Genomic DNA, 18,473 nt, shown 5'->3' with positions numbered 1-18,473 from the left:
TTGAGAGAGTCGTCGCCGGTGTGACCCGGCGACGAGGCGGAATCACCCTGCGGTCGGCCGTGCACGGGTCAGGTCGTGTCGGCGCACCGTTCTCGTGACTCCGTGGCGGCCCAGGTGAAGATGGACCGGGCCATCAGGGAGGACTCGGACTCGGCACGTGCCTGGTTGATGTCCGCGCGGACGTCGTGCAGCGTGGCGTCGTCGGGGTCGGCCTGTACGGCGAACTCCGCGAGGTGCCCGGCGATCCGCAGCTCGCCCGCGTCGGCGTAGCGCCGAGCTGCATCCGACAGCGCGACGGCACCGCCCGCGAGGTCCGCCAGCGCGGCCGCGAGTCTGCCCTCGGGGGCCGGTTTGAGGTGCGCGGGGTTGCCGTCGTACCACCCGGCATAGCGCCGCCACAGGTTGGCCACGATGAACTCGGGTTCGTCGTACTTGGCTTGCAGGTAGACGCGGTCGGCCAGATGGGCGGGCGGACGCACCGAGTGGATCAGATCGTCGAGCCGGGCACCGGAGTTGAGTCCGTCCAGCGTCTGCTGGACCAGACTCTCCAGCCACTCCGCGGTCTCGGTGAGTGCCTGGCGGATCCGGTCGGCCCCGAAGACCGGTGCTCCGTGCGAGGGCAGCATGATCTGCGCACCCAGGGCAGCCATGCGACGCAGTGCGAGCGCCCACTCGCGTGGGTAGCGCTGCACCTTCTGCGGGTTGCCGCAGTTGGGGCTCAACCAGATGAACATGTCTCCGGGGCACAGGATGCGGTGTTCGGGGATCCAGGCGACGGTCGCGTCGTCGGTCTCACCCTCCACGTGGAACAGCTCGAAAGTCAGCTCGCCGCGCGTCAGGGTGAGCGCCTCGCGATACGTCAGGTCGGGCCTGCGGTACCGGGTCGGCCAGGTCAGGTCCGGTGCCTGGAACTGCCGTTGATTGATGACCGTGTTGTAGCCGCTTGTCAGCAGGTAGCGGTCGAACCTTTCCCCGATCCGTTCGTGGGCGAGCACAGTCGGGCGTGGAGCGTCCTCCGCGTCGAAGGGACCCATCCCGAAGACATGGTCGATGTGACCGTGGGAGAAGACGGCGGTGGTCACCGGTAGCGTGCTCCACGCACGAACGGCCTGGTGGAGGCTGCCGGCGGCCAGCGGGTTGCCGGTGTCGAACAGGATGATCTCGTCGCCCGTACGGAAGGTGATGACGTTGCCGAAGCCGGGGTACCACCCCACGCCGTCGACCACCTCGATGACGCCTGAGCCCGCTCGCCCGGCATGGACGATGCTGTCGTCGACGGCGCCGTGCCAGACCTGGTCCGCGTAGTCGGTGAGGGAGAAGCGCATGACGCTCATGCCACCGTGAACCCGAGCACGCGGCAATCGGCCGCGAGACCACCGGCGACTGCCTAGTGTTGTGACATGTCACAACCAGACGCCGGGCGGGACGGTGCCATGCGGCTGGCCGCACGCCTCGCACCGCGGGTCAACCACCTGGCCAGGGCCATCGTGGAACGCCAGCGCGCCGAGGTGCCCGGCTTCGATCTCCTGCCTGAGGAGATGCGGGACGTGGAGATCGCGGCAACGGCCCGCCACGCGATACGAGGGTTCCTCCACCATGTGCAAGGCCTGCCGGACATCGACATCGGGTTGTTCCGGGAACGCGCCGCCGAGCGCGCGGAGGAAGGCCTGCCCCTGGTGCAGTTGCTCAGGGGATACCACGTCGGCGCCGAGGTACTGCTGGACGCGGTGAGCGAGTTGGCCCGTCCAGGCGAGGAAGCGGCACTGCAGTCCTTGACCCGGATGCAGCTCAAAGCACTCCAGGCCGTCGTCGAGAACGTCACCGAGGCCTACCTCACGGGACTGGCCGACCAGCAGGGGTCGGCACGGGAGCTGGCCCGTGCGCTGATACACGGTGACGGGCCCGCCGAGGTCGCCGCCCGCTGCGGGCTGTCCATGGAATCCGGCTACCTGGTGCTCAGCGTGCGGGCCCCCGAGCCATCGACCCCGGTGGCGGCACGCAGGTTACTGCGTTGGGCGCTCGCCCGGCTCGTGCCACTGGCCGAGGGCCACGTTCTCGGCTTGCCGGAGGAATGCGGTGGCTGGATCCTGTTGCCCCCCCGGACCCCACTCGACGCCGTGGCCGACCGACTCTCCTCCCGTCCCCCGACACCGCCGGTCGTGGGCGCCGCCACCGCGGACTCGGTGGACGGGGTTCCGGCAGCAGCGGAACGAGCACGCCGCATCGCAGCCGTCGCAGACACACCGGGGCTGCACCGATTGCAGGACGTGCTGCTCGAATACCATGTGGCGGCAGCCGCGGACAGCGCACCCGAACTGGGCGCCCTGCTGGAACCGTTGGCCCGCCAACCCTGCCTGGCCGCGACCGTGGCGGCCTTCCTCGACTGCGACTTCGACCGGCGCCGTACGGCCCAAGCACTTGACGTGCACCCCAATACGGTCGACAACCGTTTGGTTCGCGTGGCGAAGTTGACCGGCGTCGACCCGCGCACCGCCCGCGGCGTGCAACTCCTGGGCGCTGCGTTGACCTTGCACCGGATGGCCGACCGGGATCACCGTTGACCTCCCCCCCCCCGGATCTCCGTCGGCTACGACCAAATCCCTTTCAGATCTCCACTCCGCTCCGTAGTTGAACGGATGCGCAACGCGACTTGGATGGCGCGAAGTGCTCTTGAGCCGGCCCGAAGCCATCAGAAGACTGCTGCGGTGGCAAGGCCGCGCTTGCGGCCCGGAACCCGCGGCACAGCAGTCAAGATCGCCATGTGAGGAGAACGTCGATGCCCGACGCCGGCCGTCGAGACGACGCGCACTCGATCACGCTGAACGATGGAACCGCCACCCGGACCAGGGAGGCAGCCCTCGTCGACCTGGTTCCGGTCCAGGAACTGCACCGCCGTTGCTCGCAGGGCAGCCGATCACTGCGATATCACGCGGGCAAGTCCGGGCTCTCACCCGCCGAATGGCGCCAGTTGTCCAGCCCGGAGCGCGGCACCACGCTGGTGACCGCCCCAGCCGGGCGCACGGACCACATCATCGCCATGACGAACGTCATGCGCACCGATCAACAAGGGGTGGGGGAACTCGCGATCCTGGTCGACGACGCATGGCAGGCCAGGGGGCTCGGCGCCGCGCTGGCCGAACATGCGGCGGCCGTCGCCCGCCGCGAGGGACACCACGCGCTGGCCGCCGCGGTGGCGGCGACCAACAAGCCGATGCTGCACGTCCTGGAGAAACTGGACGCGAGGCCCGTCGGAGCCAACGGGTCCGTGCTCGACCTCCGCATCCCTCTCTAGGACGTCGGCAGTCGCCTTCGCTCTTCTCCGAGGCGGCTCCCTACGCCTCGGACGCGCCCTGGCCTGCGCCGGACTCGACCTTCTTCCCCTATGCGGCCGGACGTCGGCGACGCTGGTGAAGACGCGTGGCCCACCGTGGAGTCGTCGGCCTCAGGGCACGCCCGGTCCTCCGGAAACGTTCGCCGGCGGCTTGGCTGAACGGGCGCTACCGTCAGGACCTGTCGACCTCCGCGCGCAAGGCGTTGTAGTCCGCGAACGCCGACTCCACGTCGTCGTGGGTGAGGCCGTAGCGGGCCAGGTCGTATCGGTGCGGGCGGCTGCCGTGGGGGCGGGCGGCGATGTCGGGGAGGCGGGCCGCGTCGGGTTCCGTCCAGTGGGCGCCGACAGCCGCGTAGAGCTTCGGCGCGCCCGCGGCCGGATCGTCGCCGAGCCAGGAGTAGGGGACGTCGACCAGCGACTCCGGGGGGACCGCCGGACGGGCGGCGAGTCCGCGGGACACGGAGCGGCTCAGCAGTTCCAGCCAGGTCGCGCCGATGCCGCGCAGGTCCACGGGACGGGTGCTCACCCCCATACCGTGCTCGACAAGGCTGCAGAACGACGCGGTCGCTACGGCCGGGTCGCGGTGCGTCCACACGATCGTGGCGTCCGGGAAGACCACCCGCAGCGCGTCCAGGTTCTCCAGGTGCAGGGGGGACTTCAGCACCCAGCGGCGGCGGGGGCGACCGTACTGAAGCACTTGGTACACCTGCTTGAGATGGCCGTAGTCGGGCACGAAGTCCCGACCGTCGTGCCATGCCAGGTACTGCGGGATGCGTGCCTGCGACAGGGGCATCACGGTGTGCGGCAGCGCGAACGTACACTCCTCCGGGCCTTCCGGCCGCAGCGGGTGGATGTCTCGGAAGCGCGGCGAGAAACGGCTGATCGAGCCGGTCAGCGTCCGGGCCGTCCTCATCGCCTTCGCCCGCCCGTCCGGGCCTGTATCGAGATCGGGGGTGAGCAACTCCCAGAGCAGTGGACAGCGGTGCTCCACGGACAGCGACAGCACCCCGTGGGTGAGCGTGGTGGCGGTGCGCGGCAGACCCACGACGAACACCGGGCGCTCGACCGGTTCCGCCGCGATCTGCGGGTGCTCGGCCATCAGCCGCCGTATCCGGGCCCGGTTGGCCAGATGCCGCGCCACATGCCTGCGGGCGGACACCCAGCCCACTGGGGTGAGGCCCTCCGCGCCGGCCCACCAGCGCAGCACGGTACGGAAGTCGTCGGCGAATCGTTCATCGCCTTCGCCGTACCCGGCCTCGGCGAGCAGCCGGTCGAACGCCCGGTCCGGCGTACGGCGGGAACGGAAGTCCAGCCGGAGCAGCAGATCGGCCAGCGTGAGGGAAAGAGGGCCGGAGGACACGAGGGAGAGTCCCTTCTGCGGACGGCGGGGAGACGGAAACTACCTCGCGCTCCGCTCGGAAATGACCGTCGAAACAGGTCAGTTGAGCACAAGTAGTGGGGCACGGGTCCGGTCAGCGTGGCGGCCGGGTCGACCGTGTGGTCACTGGTCTGGGCGACCTTGTCGGGGCTGTCGGCGAGGATCTCGCCGTCCTTGACGATGACGGTCGCGAACGGGCGGCCGCCCTCGGCTACGTTCTGGCGGGCGATGTGGATGGTGCGCTGGACGAAGTCCATCAGCCATCAGAGAGCCTCCAAAGGCGGAACGGAGTGCGAGGCCGCCGGCGCGCGGCTTCACGGGTTCGGCAGGAGGTGGGGCGGGCCACGCGGTGTGCAGCAGCGTGCTCGACGTGGGCGCCGGAGGGCTGATCTTTCGGCCCGCCCCGTTGCCGTCTGCCCCTGGCGCGGTATTGGCGCCGGGGATCAGAAGGGCTTGGTCGGCAGGTACTTGCCATCCAGGGTGATGACGGCGCGCTCGCCGCCCTCGGGGTCCGCGACCTTCTTCACGTCGAGCTTGAAGTTGATCGCGGAGATGATGCCGTCGCCGAACTCCTCGTGGACCAGGGCCTTGAGGGTCGTACCGTAGACCTGCAGCATCTCGTAGAAGCGGTACATGGTCGGGTCGGTCGGGATCCGGTTCGGCATCGAACCGCGGACCGGGATGGTCTGCAGCAGCAGCGCCGCGTCGTCATCAAGACCGAGGAGGTCCGCCACGGCCTCGGCGGACTTCTCCGGCAGCGGATGCTGGCCGAGGACAGCAGCGGTGGTGAAGGCCACGGACAGGCCCGAGGCCTCCGCTATCTGCTTCCAGGACAGATTCTTGACGGTCTTGGCCTCGACAGCCTTGGCGGCCAGGGCCTCACGAGCCGTCGGCGCGAACTGTGCCTGCACCATGATCAATACGTCCTTTCGGGGGCCACTTCGCAGGGAAGGGCGGGTGGGGGTGGGGCGGGGTGAGGTGGGGGTGGAATGGCGGGCGGGTGGGATGGAACGGCGGGCGGGTGGGGGTAGGGAGGGCTCCCGGCCGGTTGACGCGGGCGGGGTCGCGGGCCTGGCTGGTCAGGCCGCGAGAGCGGGGCCGGTGGAGGTGAGGTCTTCGACGTGGCCGGTTGCGATGTCGAAGACCCAGCCGTGCAGGGCGACCCTCTCCTCCGCCAGAGCCTTGGCGACCGACGGGTGGGTGGCCAGGTTCGCCAGCTGGGCCAGCACGTTCTGCCGTACCAGGGCGGGAACGTCACCGCCGGCGGTGGTACGGGCCACCGAGGTGCCGGCGAGCCGCAGCCAGTCGGCGACCGCCGGGACAGAGCTGAGGTCGTGCTCCTCGACGAGGGCGGTCATCGCGCCGCACGCGGAGTGACCGCAGATGACGATGTCCCGCACACCCAGCGCGGCCACGGCGTACTCGATGCTCGCCGCGACCCCGTCGGCCCCTGGGATGTGGGCGGGCACCAGGTTGCCGGCGGTACGGATGACGAACAGTTCGCCCGGCTCGGTGCCGGTGAACAGCTCGGGGACGACGCGGGCGTCGGAGCAGCTGATGAACAGCGTGTGCGGCGCGTGCTGTGTGGCCAGATGGGCGAAGAGCTCCGCTTTGGCCGGGAAGACGTCCCGCTGAAAACGTGCGACGCCGAGGGTGAGGTCCGGCATGGTCACTCCCTCCAGGTGGTGATCGACCCTTGCGGGCTGACGAAATCCACCATGCATGACCTGGCCCTATAGTGTCCAAGAGCTGTTAGCCATAGAAGCTATTGCTCTCATCTATAGTTACTCTCATGGCCGTTCCCGAACTGCGCCACCTGCGCTATCTGCTCGCCTTGGCCGAACAGGGCAGCTTCACCCGCGCAGCCGAGGACCTGCACATCTCCCAGCCCACACTTTCCCAGCAGATCAAGCAGCTGGAACGGACCCTGGGCGTGCAACTGCTGGACCGTACCGGCCGCACGGTACGGCTCACCGACGTCGGTGCCGTCTACACCGAACACGCCCGGCGTGCACTGCGCGACCTGGCCGCCGCCGAACGCGCCGTCCACGACGTGCAGGACCTCTCCCGCGGGCACCTGCGCCTGGGTGTCACCCCGACCTTCACCGCCTACCTGATCGGCCCGCTCACAGCCGAGCTCCACGCCCGCCACCCCGGCGTCGACCTCACCCTGACGGAGACGACCCAGGACCGCATCGAGGCGGCCCTGATCGCCGACGACCTCGACCTCGGCATCGCCTTCGCCGGGCCCCGCCCTCCCGGCATCACCGCGACCGCCCTGTTCACCGAGACGCTCACCCTGGTCACCGGCACCCGTCAACCCGCCGCCGGCCCGGCCTCCCCGCTACCCGTGAGAGAGCTCGCTGGTCGGCGACTCGCCTTGCTGAGCGGCGACTTCGCCACCCGCGGTCACATCGACGCCTACTTCACCCACCACCGGACCGCCCCCCCGCATCACGGTCGAGGCCAACTCCATCCAGGCCCTCACCGAGATCGTGCAGCGCACCGGCCTGGCCACCGTCCTGCCCGACGCCATCACCCACGACCACCCCCGTCTCACCCCAGTCCCCCTCGACCCGCCCCTGCCGACCCGCACCGTCACCCTCCTGCGACGCACGGACGCCTACGAGAGCGCCGTCACCCGCGCCTTCACCGCCCTCACCCACGACCTCGTCCGCACCCGCGGGTACACACCCGGTCGCGCAGCACCTGCCCTTGACGCTGACGCTGACGCTTTGTGACGCTCCTGTCGTCGCACAGTGAGCAGGGGCATCGATTCCGGCGAGAAAATCGCGGCTCGCAAGCGCCATATCGGCTGCGACGTCCCCGGACTGGCGAGCTTGGGCCGGCGCACCTCGCCTTCACCGCACCGCGCAGGGACTTGCCGTCCACTGACATCAGCCAATGCGCGCGGCTCTTCCTCCGTCACCGCATGTTCACCTGAGATCCATCGAAAGTATGCCCATAAAGCACCCACGCAGCAGGAAAAGGTTGCATTGTCGGTTTTCGGAGATTCGTATCCGAGAAAAGAAAGTCAGCCGACATGGCCGAGATATTGGCAGCCGTGGCAACGAAGATCGTCGTTGCGCTCGTTGAGGCGCTCGTCCTGCGCCTCGTGTGGCAGATGTGGTCCGCTTACGCGATCTCGCTTCGCCGGGCCTTCGCACCGGCCCGGTGACACAGCAGTCTCCGGCACGGGCACGACCATCCCACGCGGCGGAAGTGAACGGGGCCCGGCACCTTCCGCGCGACGTTGAGGTTGACGGTGACGGTCGCGTTAACAGGGTGATTCGGCTGCTCGGCTGCCGTTAGGCTGCGCGCGGAGGTCGCCCGTGGGGATGTCGTTGCTGTACGAGGTCTTGGAACCGCTGCCGGACGCGGAGAGCGCTCTGCGCCGCGCACGGGAGCTTCTGAAAGAGCTCGCCGAATGGGTGGACGACCCGGACATCCCTTGGATCGGCCAGGTCGTCACAGCGGAGCAATACGTTCACGCGCTCACGTTCTTTCGCGAGGGCCGGTTCATGACACGGGCCGGTAGGCGCTTTCCGGAGACGGGCCTGGAGGACTTCTGGAAGCGACTGCACGCGCTGGGCGTGCCGCGTGGCGAGAGTCCCTACGAGGTGCCGGTCGAGCTGAAACCCGAGTTTGAGGGGCTTTGGCCGCTTCCCCCGGACATATGTCTGGAACCCTGGCGGGACACCTGGCCACCGCTCGTACTCTCCCGCTCGGAGGAGAACTGCAGGGAAGCCGACATCGACGCGCTGGTCGCGGACGTCGGCCCGCTGTCCTTCGACGTGGGCTGGCACGCCGCACTGCGCGGACTGCCCTCCAGCAAGCTGTGCGGCGTCCAGCTCTGCCTCAATAGCGTCTGGACCTCCCAGAGCGCCGAGCCGGCGCAGGGCACGCACGGTGTCTATCTCTCCGTCGGGACAAGGAACCGGGATGTGCAGGACGAGTGGCTCGCCGCCACTGGCCTGGCCCTCGGCGAGCCTCTGTTGGGCTGGTAGCTGTCCTGCATGGCCTTCACTTCATGCGGAGACGCTGGTGGCCCCATGGAGCAATCTGCCGTTTGAACTGGTGCAGACAGGCGAAGACGCGCTCGACCACCCAACGCACCTTGGCCGGTCCGGAGCCGTGGGCGACGCCGCGTCGGGCGATCAGTGACGTGATGCCGCGCTTCCGCAACAGGCGGCGGTACTTGTCGAAGTCGTAGCCTCGGCCGGCAGATGACAGCGGCGTCCTCCGTCGAAGCGGCACCCGGTCAAGGGCCTGACGGGCACATACCGACACCAGGGGCAGGCAAGCCTGGGCGTGGCGGATCCAGCGGCGTTCGGAGGTGGAGCCGAGCAGGGCCTGCATCACCGCGAGGGTGACCAGCTCGGCATCCGTGAGCCGGGGCGGGATCCCGACGACGGGCGCCACGGCGCCAGGTACGGCGATTCCTTCAGCAGGTCGTCGGTCTTCACCTGGAGCGCGGTCGCGAGGGAGTCCAGGTCTGGCGTCACAACCGACCTTTGGACTCCCTCACTTCATGTCATGCGCTCCAGCGAGCCCTTCTGTGACTGGCGCGGTGCGGGGCGTCGCCCCGGGTGCCGGAGCGTTGGCAGGGACGGCCACCACAGATCTGTTCGAGATGCGTGGGCGCAGCGGCATCAGCCTGGCGGGTGATGGCCGCCGTGCACATCACCAGGGCACCACGCCGGCGTCGTCGAAGAACTGTCCGGTGGGGCCGTCGTCGGGCAGGGTCGCGAGTGTGATGGCGATCGCCGCGCCCTGTTCGGGGGTGCGCACGCCGCGGAAGCCGTTGAGGTCGGTGGCGACGTAGCCGGGGCAGCCGGTGTTGATCAGGATGTTCGTCCCGCTCAGCTCCCGGGCGTACTGGAGGGTGACGGCGTTCAGGAACGTCTTCGACGGCGCGTACGCCGCGGACACCGGACCTGCCGTCTGCTCGGCGGCGGGTCCTGACTGCCGGGTGAGGGAGCCGACACTGCTGGACATGTTCACGATCCGTGGTGCGGCCGAGCGGCGCAGCAGCGGCAGCATCGCGTTGGTGACGCGGATGACGCCGATCACGTTGGTGTCCACGACCGTGTGGATGGTGGCGGGGTCGATCCGGGTGGGCTCCTGGGGCATGTCGCCTGCGATGGCGGCGTTGTTGACGAGCACGTCGAGGTGTCCGGCCTGTTCGTCGATCAGCCGTGCGGCGGCGGTCGCACTCGCGTCGTCGGTCACGTCCAGCGGTACGGCGAACGCGTCGATGCCGGCGGCGCGCAGTTTCTCCACCGCGGTGCTTCGGCGCCGGTCGTCGCGGGCGCCGACGCCGACGCTCCAGCCGAGGGCGCCCAGGCCTGCGGCGATCTCGTAGCCAATTCCCTTGTTCGCGCCGGTGACCAGCGCGATGGTCCGTTCAGTCATGGGGACGATGCTGCCTTCGGGCCTGGGCGGGGGTCCAAGACCGATCGAGTGCGCGACGATACCGTCAGGGTATTGATCCGGGATAGCGTGGCCGGATGGAGACCCGGGAACTGCGGTATTTCGTCGCTGTCGCTGAAGAGCTGCACTTCGGGCGTGCCGCGCAGCGGCTCGGGATCGCACAGCCACCGTTGTCACGGGCGATCCAGAGGCTCGAACGCCGGCTCGGGGCAGTGCTGTTGGATCGGACCAGTCGCACTGTCAGGCTGACCGAGGCCGGCTCCGTGCTGTTGGTCGAGGGCCGGGCGGCTCTCGACGCGGTCGAGGCCGCCGAGCGTCGGACCCGTCGCGCCGCCCTTTCCGTGACCGGCCGCCCCGGCCTGGTCCTGGTCACGAAGGCCAGCGCGTCCAGGGAACTGCTGGCGAGACTGCTCGCCGCCTACGCCGCCGAACCCGGCGCGGTCCCCGTCGACGTCATCCTGTGCGGTCCGGCCGAGCAGGAAGGACTCCTGCGCGAGGGCCGGGCCGACGTGGCGCTGCTGCACCGGCCGTTCGACTCGACGGCCGGATTCCACACCGAAGAGCTCAGCACGGAGAGTCAGGTTGTGGTCCTGCCGGCCGGGCATCCGCTCACCGCCCGGGCCCATGTGCACATGGCCGACATCACCGAGCTACCGGGTCTGCCCCTCCCCCGCTGGCCCGGCCCCGACGGCACCTACCCGCCCGGCCCCGGCCCGCAGGTCCGCGACCATGCGCAGTTGTTGCAGCTCGTCGCGCTCGGCCGTGCCTGTGCGGTCTCACCGGAGTCGTGCCGAGCCCAACTGCACGATGACCTCGCCGCCGTGCCCGTGCTGGACGCGCCGACAGTCACCACCGTGATCGCCTGGCCACCGCACAGCCGGTCCAGAGCCGTCGCCGACCTCATCCGGACGGCGACACGTCTCCAGTAGCTCCCACCCGCCCGGCCTGGCTCCACCAGGTGGCATCTGTCTCGACCACGCACACCTTCGCATCATTCATCCAGTGGTCCGCCTCTGCAGCTTCGGCCTGGACCTCGTGAGGCGAATAGGAGTCGCCCGGATCGAACACGCCTCAAGAGAGACCGAGCCGGGGCCAGCAGGTACGTCAGAGTCGCGGTCCGCTACGAGCGGTTGGGACGAAATGGTCCGACGACAACTCGAATACCCGTACGCGCCTGCCGCCGGTGGGATTGACGGTCTCACGGACCGGATGCATCCCCAGTTTGGTCGTGATCCGTTCGCCGGCGTCGTTGCCCACTTGCGTGATGCTGACGATCCGGGCAAGCCCTCGCTCTTCGAAGCCGAACCGTACAGCGGCCGCAGCGGCCTCGGTGGCCAAGCCCTGCCCCCAGTGGGAACGTCCCAGCCGCCAGCCGACCTCAACCGCCGGCAGTACCTCCGGCAAGAAGTGGGGCACCGAAAGGCCGGTGAACCCGGCCAGCTCGCCGCTGGACCGGACCTCCATGGCGAAGAGGCCGAAGCCCTGTGACTCCCACTCGCTCTCCCATGCCTGGATCCGGCCGCGTGTCTGCTGTTCGTCAAGGACGCTGCCGTCACGGATCCACCGCATGACCTCGGGGTCGGCATTGATGGCAGCCATGGGCCCGACGTCTTCCTCGCGCCAACGACGCAGGATCAAACGGGGAGTCTCAAGCGTGACCATCCCATCATTCTGGATCACGAAATGGCCTCGCCGCCATCCTCACCGGGCGCCTTCGATACACCCCCTAACCGGCCCAGCCTGGTGAGGACGGCCTCCGTCGAGGCCCCGCACAGGGCCCGACGGCGAGTGACGTCAGGCGGACCGGCTGACGTCGTCGAAGTCGGTGGAGGCCGACAGTTCGGCCCATGCCAGCATGTCGCGCTCGAAGGCGTCGCGTCCGGCCTGGACGAGCTGAAGCGCGTCGGTGCCGAGCAGCAGGCGGGTAGGCGGCTGGTCGGCCGCCACGACGCGCAGCACGGCGGCCGCGGCCTTGTCCGGGTCGCCCGGCTGGCGCCCGCTCCCCTGGATGCGGCGGGCGCGCAGCGGCTCGAACAGCTCGTCGTAGTCGGCGATCACACGGGGTGCGCGGATCATCGAGCGGCCGGCCCAGTCGGTCCGGAAACTGCCCGGCTCGACGGCGGTGACATGGATGCCGAAATCGGCGACCTCCTTGCCGAGCGTTTCGAGGATGCCCTCCACCGCGAACTTGCTGCCGTGGTAGAAGCTGAGGCCCGGCATGGTGATCAGCCCGCCCATCGAGGTGACGGCGATGATGTGACCCGCGCGGCGCTTGCGCATGTGCGGCAGCACGGCCTTGATCACCGCCACGGTTCCGTAGACGTTCACCTCGAACTGGCGGCGGAGGTCGTCCATCGACGACTCCTCGAAGAGGCCGTCATGGCCGTACCCGGCGTTGGCGACGAGCACGTCGACCGGGCCCAGGTCGCGCTCGGTCTCGTGCACGACCGAGTCCACCGCGTCATGGTCGGTCACGTCCAGGAGGCGGGCGTGCGCGTCGCCGGCGAGCACCTCGAAGGCCCGTGCGTCGGCGGGCGTGCGCACCGTGCCCACCACCCGGTGGTCCGCGGCCAACGCCGCCCGCGCGAGTGCGCGGCCCAGGCCGGTGCTGACGCCGGTGATCAGGAATGTCTTGGTGTCCGACACAGGAGTTCCCTTCGTACGATGCGAACAGAGGCCGACCGGAGGCGGGTTGGGCCCCGGTCGGTCTCGACACGTCCCACTTCAGCACCGGAATGGGCTGCTGATCGGCCTCCGGGGGGTCCGCTTCGCCCCGGGGACAGCCGGACCGGGGGACAGCCGGACGGGGGGACTGCCAGTCCCCCTTTCGCGGGCCGTCGGGGCCATGTCGGGGCCTATCGTGAACGGCATGGACCGCAACACAGCTCTCGGTGAGTTCCTCCGCTCTCGGCGGGCACGGATCACCCCGCGCCAGGCGGGCCTGACCGACGACGGCGGTCATCGGCGAGTGCCAGGACTACGCCGCGAAGAAATCGCGCAACTGGCGGGCGTGAGCGTCGACTACTACGTACGCCTGGAACGCGGACGCCGGCTGAACGTCTCCGAGACCGTGCTGGACGCCGTCTCCCGCGCGCTGCGCCTCGACCCAGTCGAACGCACCCATCTGTTCCAGCTCGCGAAGCCCGCCGCAGGCAGGCCCCGCCGCACGGCGACGCGTCCGCAGCCGGTCCGCCCGGGGCTGCGCGACCTGCTCCGGGTCCTCGAGCACACCCCCGCCCTTGTGCTGGGGCGGCGACTGGACGTACTGGCGTCCAACCAGATGGCACGTGCGCTGCTCACCGACTTCGACGCGCTGCCGCACCGTGAGCGGAACCTGGTGCGGTTCATGTTCTGCGACGAGACCGCCCGCTCGCTGTATGCCCACTGGGAGACCCACGCCCGCGACATCGTCGCTTCGCTCCGGCGAGACGCCGGACGCCATCCCCACGATCCGCTGCTGGCCGAACTCGTCGGCGAACTCTCGGTCACGGATGAGGACTTCCGCGGCTGGTGGGCCGACCAGAACGTGTATCGGCACACGCATGGCAGCAAACACTTCCACCACCCGATCGTCGGCCCGCTCACCCTCAATTACGAGTCCCTCACCCTGCCCGCCGATCCGGACCAGCGGCTGAGTGTCTACACCGCCGAGGCAGGCTCCGGCTCCGAAGAGGCGCTTCGGCTACTGGCCGCGTGGATACGGCAGCCCGAGACCTCGCACGGGCAGCACGCAGATCATTAGACGCCCGCCGGTCCACGAGGAGCGGTCGACCACAGCGCCTGCGTCCCGTGAGCCGGGACGGTCGTCATGGAACAGCGGCAGACTTGCACCCCACGGAGGACAGACCGGCTGCGGCGGTTCGCGCCGCCGACACGAATGCCGCGATCGCCGGGTGGGTCCCGCCGCCCGCGCGGCAGGCGACCTTCGAGCGGCGGAACAGGGGCAGCCGGGTCAGGACCACGCCGTCGGGGGCGTGTGCGGTGGCCATTTCCGGCACGAATCCGGCACCTTGTCCGACGGCGGCCAGCGCCAGGACCGTGCGGAAGTCATTGACCTGGTGGCGGATGCGCGGCTGGAAACCGGCCGCCTGACAGGCACGTACGGCCATCGCGTGACCGGTCGTACCGTCCCGGGCCGTGATCCACGGGGATGCGGCCCACGGTCCCAGCAGCTCCGCCAGCGCGTCGTCGCGAGCGGCAGGACCGGTGGCGGGAGCGCTGCCGGTGGGGCCGCCCGTGGCCAGGTACATCGGCTCCTCCAACAGGGGCACCTGGTCGACCGTGGTGTCCGGTGACGCGGGTACGAAGTCGTAGTCGTGGACGAGAGCCACGTCGAGTTCGCCGGCGCGCAGGCCGTCAGAGACCCGGGCCGAGTCGATCTCCTGCACCATCGGTTCCAGCGCGGGGTGCAGCCGGGCCAGTTCGGCCAGCGTGGCGGGCACGATCGCGGGGCCGCCAGAGGGAAACGTCCCGATCCGCAGCGGCCCGCCGATGCCCTCGCGCGCCCCGGCCAGCTCGGAGACCGCCAGTTCGAGACGTTCGAGAACCGCGTCGGCGTGGGTGACGAGGGTGCGGCCGGCGGGCGTGAGGACCACCCGTCTGCCACTCCGTTCCAGCAAGGGCACGCCCGCCTCGCGCTCAAGCACGCTCAGCTGCTGGGAGACGGCCGAGGCGGTGAAGGTCAGCGCCTCGGCCACGGCCGCGATGGTGCCGCGTCGGTCCAGTTCACGCAGCAGGTGGAGACGTCGGACATCAAGCATAAGATGAGCTTACGCATAGGCGAAGAAATGTGAACTGGATCTACTGGGTCCGCGTCGGTCAGGCTGGGCCTATGAATCCCGAAGCACCCCTCACCGGCCTGTTCGTCCCCTTGGTGACCCCGTTCACCGACGACCTGCGCCTCGCCCCTGACGCGCTCGCCAGGCTCGCCGATGAGGCGCTCTCAGTCGGCGGAGCCCGCGGACTCGTTGCCCTGGGCACCACCGCGGAGGCGGCCACCTTGACCACTGAGGAGAAGCAGGCCGTGGTCCGCATCTGCTCGGCCGCCTGCCAGGCACACGGAGCTCCGCTGATCGTCGGTGTGGGCACGAACGACACCGCCGCCGCCATCACGACGCTGCGAGAGCTCGCTCACAGCGGTGACGTCGCCGCGGCACTGGTTCCCGCGCCGCCCTACACCCGGCCCGGCGAGGCGGGCACGCTGGCACACTTCACGGCACTCGCCGAACACGGCGGTCTGCCGCTGGTCGTCTACGACATCCCGTACCGCACCGCGCAGCCCCTCGGCACGGGAACCCTGAACGCGCTCGGGCGCCTACCGGAGATCGTCGGCGTCAAGTACGCGACGGGCGCTGTCGACGCAGCCGCGATGGAACTGCTCGGCTCGCGGACACCGGGCTTCGCGGTGCTCGGCGGCGATGACGCCGTCATCTCGCCGCTGCTCGCGGCCGGCGCCCACGGCGGCATCCTGGCGTCGGCCAATGTCCGCACCGCCGACTACACCGAGCTGATCTCGCTGTGGCGGCGCGGCGCCGCCGAACCGGCCCGCAGACTGGGAGCCGAGCTGGCCCGGCTGTCCGCCGCGCTCTTCGCCGAGCCGAACCCGACCGTGATCAAGGGCGTGTTGCACGCCCAGGGCCGCATCCCCAGCCCGGCCGTACGACTGCCACTGCTGGCCGCCTCCGCGGATTCGGTCCGGCGAGCGGCGGGCCTGGCCACCGTCCGGACCCACCACGCCCACCAAGAAGCCGCGGCCTGACACGGGCACGCCTACCTGGCCGGTGCTGTGACTGTTCAGTTGGCGGCGGTCCCTCCGGCGCACAATCCTCTTCTTGTCATTTGCGCCAGAAAAGGTGGTGCTTCACGCCGCTCGGGCTGGGCACCACCTCCATCTGGAACCGGTCCAGCAGCTCTTCGGGCTGGTCCCAGAGGCGTAGCCCGGAGCCGAGCTTCACGGGTGTAACGACTACATGCATGGTGTCGACGAGGTCGGCGTCGAGGAACTCCCGGATGGTGGTCACGCCGCCGCCGAGCCGGACGTCCTTGTCCTCCGCGGCCTCCCGCGCCTGCGCGAGAACGGTGGCGGGGTCGCCGTCCACGAAATGGAACGTGGTGTCGGAGAGCGTGAACGACGGACGCTTGTGGTGGGTCAGGACGAACACCGGCGTGTGGAAGGGCGGCTCGTCACCCCACCAGCCGAGCCACTCGTGGTCGTGCCACGGGCCGCGCTGGGGACCGAACTTGTTGCGGCCCATGATCTCGGCGCCGATGTTGTGGCTGAAATCCCGGGCGAAGTAGTCGTCGAGTCCCCGGCTTCCCCCGGGCTCGGTGCGGTTGGGCCAGCTCGCCGTGGCGCCGGCCCAGGCGAAGAGCCGCCCCGGATCGATGCTGTGGCCGAAGGGCCGCTCCAGGCTCTGGTCCTCGCCGGCGGCCACGCCGTCACTCGAGATGGTGAAGTTCTGTACGCGCAGCAGCTGATCCATGTGTTCCCTCATCAGGTCCTGTCGCCTCCTCGCATGGCGATGCGTCCTACATCAGGATGTCGAACGGGACGCGGCTGGATCGACAGCGGCGCCAAAGTTCTTCTGAAGGGGTCTGCGGGTCCTGCGCGACCATGGGGACGTGGCCGAGCCCGGCCCTCTTGGCCGGCGACCTCCGATTCACATCCTCACGTCAGTGGCTCGTGGCTCTCCGCTACGGCCACGCGGCCTGACTGCAGGGCGGTCCTCCCGCGTGCCGGGCTGCCGAGGGTGTGTGCGAGGGCGAGGAGGTTGTCGTCCGACACCACCCGCAGTCCGTGCTCCGCGAGCAGTGCAGCCATCTGCTGCGGCCTCCACAACGAGCGCCACGGCTCGCCCGATGTGACGGAACTGCCGAGCACACGTGTCAGCAGCCGCCCTGCGGCCGCCCTCGCCGACGGTGCCTGGTAGTTGAGGACGAGTGCACTGCCTGGGACCGTCCGGGCGGCGAGTGCGGCGACCGTGGCGCGCACCTCGTCTCGTGTGAGATACGGGACGACGCCCTCCCACAGCCATGTCGTCGGGGCGGATGGGTCGTGCCCGGCGGCATGCAACGCCGCACCGAGATCATCGACGGCGAAGTCGACCGGCGTGAACCGCACGGTACGGGCGACGGCCGGTAGCTCGGCGGCGAGGAGATCGCCCTCATCCGTTCCTCGGAGCATGGGCGCGGCCGCGGCGAGGCGGGCGCGCTTGTCTTGCTGGGAGGCCGGATGGTCGACCTCCCACACATCTGTCTGCGCGAGCTCGGGCAGACGCCATGCGCGCGTATCGAGGCCGGCGCCGAGGATCACGAGCTGCCCGGTCAGCCGGGCGCGCACCGCCTCATCAATCGCTACGGTCCGCGGCACAACCACCTCGGCGCACGCCCGCACGCTCTCGTACACCATGCGCTCCCGCCAGCCTGCAGGCGGAGTATTCGCGCGCACCGCGTCCACGGGCATACGTTCCGCGTCGCGCAGCAGCCCCACCGCCACCGGGTCCCCGAACTGGCCTGTAGCCCTCCCATGCGCAGCCGCCCGCCCCTGGCAGACCAGCACCGCCGTCCGGCTCGCCGCGCGCCCACTCTCGCTCATGAGGCCATATTCTGCGCTGCTACGTCCTGAGGACGCCTGTTACGGCACTGTGAGTCGGACCAATTCGAGCTGCAGTATGGTCCGGATGAGCAGAGCAGAGCAGTTGCAGAACGCGTCCAGACTCTGGGAGGAACACCTCCGTGCCGTGTTCCCGGCGGGTTTGCGCGGCGTAGAGCTGGCAGACGTCGACATGGTGCTGCTCGACGCGAGCGTGGCCGGCTGCGTCTCCACCTGGCTGAACAACGCCGGCACCCTCGACCCAGCGCGCAGCTGCATCCTGCAGGACAGCATCAAGGACCTGGATCGAGTCCTGCTGGAGATCACCGAAGCTCAAGAACTCGGATACTTCCAGCGCTTGCGCGAGCTGGCCATCCTCGTATCAGCGGCCTCCCGCGCCACCGAATGAGAGGGCTACTTCTGGCCGTCTCCGATCGATAGCTGCCGCCCGGCAAGGGTGCCGGGAGCCGGGCGGCCGCTAGCTGCACACAGGGGGTGGGGTCACCGATCGTCAGCAGTCGCTGAAGCCCTTGCCTTCCCGGCTCGCCCGCAACCCTCTGCAGCGTTCATCAGTACTGCTCGGTCTCCATGAAACCCGTACCGCCGTTGTCGTCGTCGGCGCCCAAGGCGTCGGCAGCGGCTGCGGGGTCGAATCCGGGCGGGCTGTCCTTCAGGGCCAGGCCCATGCCGGCCAGCTTCGCCTTGACCTCGTCGATGGACTTCGCACCGAAGTTGCGGAT

Annotated in this window: 18 protein-coding genes and 5 pseudogenes; 9 read left to right on the top strand and 14 right to left on the bottom strand. The window is 69.6% G+C overall.

The genetic code is table 11. The annotated features are described in order from the left end of the window. Positions 1-68: 68 nt before the first annotated feature. A complete protein-coding gene (locus AB0N17_RS38790) occupies positions 69-1,334 on the bottom strand; it encodes an alkyl sulfatase dimerization domain-containing protein (protein ID WP_366016377.1) in 1,266 nt (421 codons plus the stop codon). Positions 1,335-1,400: 66 nt separating this feature from the next. On the opposite strand from AB0N17_RS38790, the gene AB0N17_RS38785 reads away from it, so the two are divergent. Both AB0N17_RS38785 and AB0N17_RS38780 read left to right on the top strand, forming a co-directional pair. Further along, the gene (locus tag AB0N17_RS38785; RefSeq protein ID WP_366016376.1) at positions 1,401-2,561 is read left to right on the top strand and encodes a helix-turn-helix domain-containing protein; all 1,161 of its coding nucleotides are present in this window, start codon (positions 1,401-1,403) and stop codon (positions 2,559-2,561) included. A 215-nt stretch (positions 2,562-2,776) separates the two neighbouring features. Then, on the top strand, positions 2,777-3,292 hold the full coding sequence (locus AB0N17_RS38780; RefSeq protein ID WP_366016375.1) for a GNAT family N-acetyltransferase: 516 nt from the start codon (positions 2,777-2,779) through the stop codon (positions 3,290-3,292). 211 nt (positions 3,293-3,503) lie between these two features. Here the strand turns inward: AB0N17_RS38780 and AB0N17_RS38775 are convergent, their stop codons facing one another. The 4 genes and pseudogenes from AB0N17_RS38775 to AB0N17_RS38760 form a co-directional block, all read right to left on the bottom strand. Next, the gene (locus tag AB0N17_RS38775) at positions 3,504-4,691 is read right to left on the bottom strand and encodes a sulfotransferase (protein ID WP_366016374.1); all 1,188 of its coding nucleotides are present in this window, start codon (positions 4,689-4,691) and stop codon (positions 3,504-3,506) included. A 134-nt stretch (positions 4,692-4,825) separates the two neighbouring features. Further along, positions 4,826-4,966, bottom strand: a pseudogene (locus AB0N17_RS38770) (nucleoside deaminase); the annotation flags it as partial. Between the two features lie 186 nt (positions 4,967-5,152). Next, on the bottom strand, positions 5,153-5,623 hold the full coding sequence (gene cynS, locus AB0N17_RS38765) for a cyanase (protein WP_366016373.1): 471 nt from the start codon (positions 5,621-5,623) through the stop codon (positions 5,153-5,155). A gap of 165 nt (positions 5,624-5,788) precedes the next feature. Beyond that, positions 5,789-6,376: a carbonic anhydrase gene (locus tag AB0N17_RS38760; RefSeq protein ID WP_366016372.1), complete on the bottom strand. Its 588-nt coding sequence runs from the start codon at positions 6,374-6,376 to the stop codon at positions 5,789-5,791. Between the two features lie 125 nt (positions 6,377-6,501). On the opposite strand from AB0N17_RS38760, the pseudogene cynR reads away from it, so the two are divergent. The 3 genes and pseudogenes from cynR (at position 6,502) to AB0N17_RS38745 (ending at position 8,716) form a co-directional block, all read left to right on the top strand. Further along, positions 6,502-7,450 (top strand): annotated as a pseudogene (cynR, locus tag AB0N17_RS38755) (transcriptional regulator CynR). A gap of 302 nt (positions 7,451-7,752) precedes the next feature. Continuing rightward, complete coding sequence (locus AB0N17_RS38750) at positions 7,753-7,887, top strand: hypothetical protein (protein WP_366016371.1); 135 nt, start codon at positions 7,753-7,755, stop codon at positions 7,885-7,887. A 160-nt stretch (positions 7,888-8,047) separates the two neighbouring features. Beyond that, positions 8,048-8,716 (top strand): hypothetical protein, encoded by a 669-nt coding sequence (locus tag AB0N17_RS38745; protein WP_366016370.1) that lies wholly within the window; start codon positions 8,048-8,050, stop codon positions 8,714-8,716. A gap of 58 nt (positions 8,717-8,774) precedes the next feature. On the opposite strand, the pseudogene AB0N17_RS38740 reads toward AB0N17_RS38745, so the two are convergent. The 3 genes and pseudogenes from AB0N17_RS38740 to AB0N17_RS38730 form a co-directional block, all read right to left on the bottom strand. Beyond that, a pseudogene (locus AB0N17_RS38740) lies at positions 8,775-8,933 on the bottom strand (IS5/IS1182 family transposase); the annotation flags it as partial. 84 nt (positions 8,934-9,017) lie between these two features. Beyond that, positions 9,018-9,214, bottom strand: a pseudogene (locus AB0N17_RS38735) (IS982 family transposase); the annotation flags it as partial. Between the two features lie 178 nt (positions 9,215-9,392). Then, complete coding sequence (locus AB0N17_RS38730) at positions 9,393-10,124, bottom strand: SDR family NAD(P)-dependent oxidoreductase (RefSeq protein WP_366016369.1); 732 nt, start codon at positions 10,122-10,124, stop codon at positions 9,393-9,395. Between the two features lie 95 nt (positions 10,125-10,219). Between AB0N17_RS38730 and AB0N17_RS38725 the strand changes: the two genes are divergently transcribed. Then, positions 10,220-11,071 (top strand): LysR family transcriptional regulator, encoded by an 852-nt coding sequence (locus AB0N17_RS38725; protein WP_366016368.1) that lies wholly within the window; start codon positions 10,220-10,222, stop codon positions 11,069-11,071. Positions 11,072-11,246: 175 nt separating this feature from the next. Here the strand turns inward: AB0N17_RS38725 and AB0N17_RS38720 are convergent, their stop codons facing one another. Both AB0N17_RS38720 and AB0N17_RS38715 read right to left on the bottom strand, forming a co-directional pair. Further along, entirely contained in the window at positions 11,247-11,804 is a 558-nt protein-coding gene (locus tag AB0N17_RS38720; RefSeq protein WP_366016367.1) for a GNAT family N-acetyltransferase, read from the bottom strand. A gap of 132 nt (positions 11,805-11,936) precedes the next feature. Continuing rightward, positions 11,937-12,788, bottom strand: a complete 852-nt coding sequence (locus tag AB0N17_RS38715) for an oxidoreductase (RefSeq protein ID WP_366016366.1) — start codon at positions 12,786-12,788, stop codon at positions 11,937-11,939. 223 nt (positions 12,789-13,011) lie between these two features. Here AB0N17_RS38715 and AB0N17_RS38710 point away from each other — a divergent pair, with 223 nt between their 5' ends. Beyond that, positions 13,012-13,884, top strand: a complete 873-nt coding sequence (locus AB0N17_RS38710) for a helix-turn-helix transcriptional regulator (protein WP_366016365.1) — start codon at positions 13,012-13,014, stop codon at positions 13,882-13,884. 64 nt (positions 13,885-13,948) lie between these two features. On the opposite strand, the gene AB0N17_RS38705 is transcribed toward AB0N17_RS38710, so the two are convergent. Further along, complete coding sequence (locus tag AB0N17_RS38705) at positions 13,949-14,902, bottom strand: LysR family transcriptional regulator (protein ID WP_366016364.1); 954 nt, start codon at positions 14,900-14,902, stop codon at positions 13,949-13,951. A gap of 71 nt (positions 14,903-14,973) precedes the next feature. Here AB0N17_RS38705 and AB0N17_RS38700 point away from each other — a divergent pair, with 71 nt between their 5' ends. Beyond that, positions 14,974-15,900, top strand: coding sequence for a dihydrodipicolinate synthase family protein (locus AB0N17_RS38700; protein ID WP_366016363.1), 927 nt, complete (start codon positions 14,974-14,976; stop codon positions 15,898-15,900). A 76-nt stretch (positions 15,901-15,976) separates the two neighbouring features. On the opposite strand, the gene AB0N17_RS38695 is transcribed toward AB0N17_RS38700, so the two are convergent. Both AB0N17_RS38695 and AB0N17_RS38690 read right to left on the bottom strand, forming a co-directional pair. Beyond that, a complete protein-coding gene (locus AB0N17_RS38695) occupies positions 15,977-16,624 on the bottom strand; it encodes a dihydrofolate reductase family protein (protein ID WP_366016362.1) in 648 nt (215 codons plus the stop codon). Between the two features lie 185 nt (positions 16,625-16,809). Further along, the gene (locus AB0N17_RS38690) at positions 16,810-17,736 is read right to left on the bottom strand and encodes a class I SAM-dependent methyltransferase (protein ID WP_366016361.1); all 927 of its coding nucleotides are present in this window, start codon (positions 17,734-17,736) and stop codon (positions 16,810-16,812) included. A gap of 85 nt (positions 17,737-17,821) precedes the next feature. Between AB0N17_RS38690 and AB0N17_RS38685 the strand changes: the two genes are divergently transcribed. Continuing rightward, a complete protein-coding gene (locus tag AB0N17_RS38685; protein ID WP_366016360.1) occupies positions 17,822-18,142 on the top strand; it encodes a hypothetical protein in 321 nt (106 codons plus the stop codon). A gap of 160 nt (positions 18,143-18,302) precedes the next feature. On the opposite strand, the pseudogene AB0N17_RS38680 reads toward AB0N17_RS38685, so the two are convergent. Then, positions 18,303-18,473: pseudogene (locus tag AB0N17_RS38680) on the bottom strand (DNA-directed RNA polymerase subunit alpha); the annotation flags it as partial.

Source organism: Streptomyces sp. NPDC051133 (assembly GCF_040682635.1).
Taxonomy (GTDB): domain Bacteria; phylum Actinomycetota; class Actinomycetes; order Streptomycetales; family Streptomycetaceae; genus Streptomyces.
Note: the sequence above shows the minus strand (reverse complement) of the source record. Positions and strands in the feature narration are given on the sequence as shown.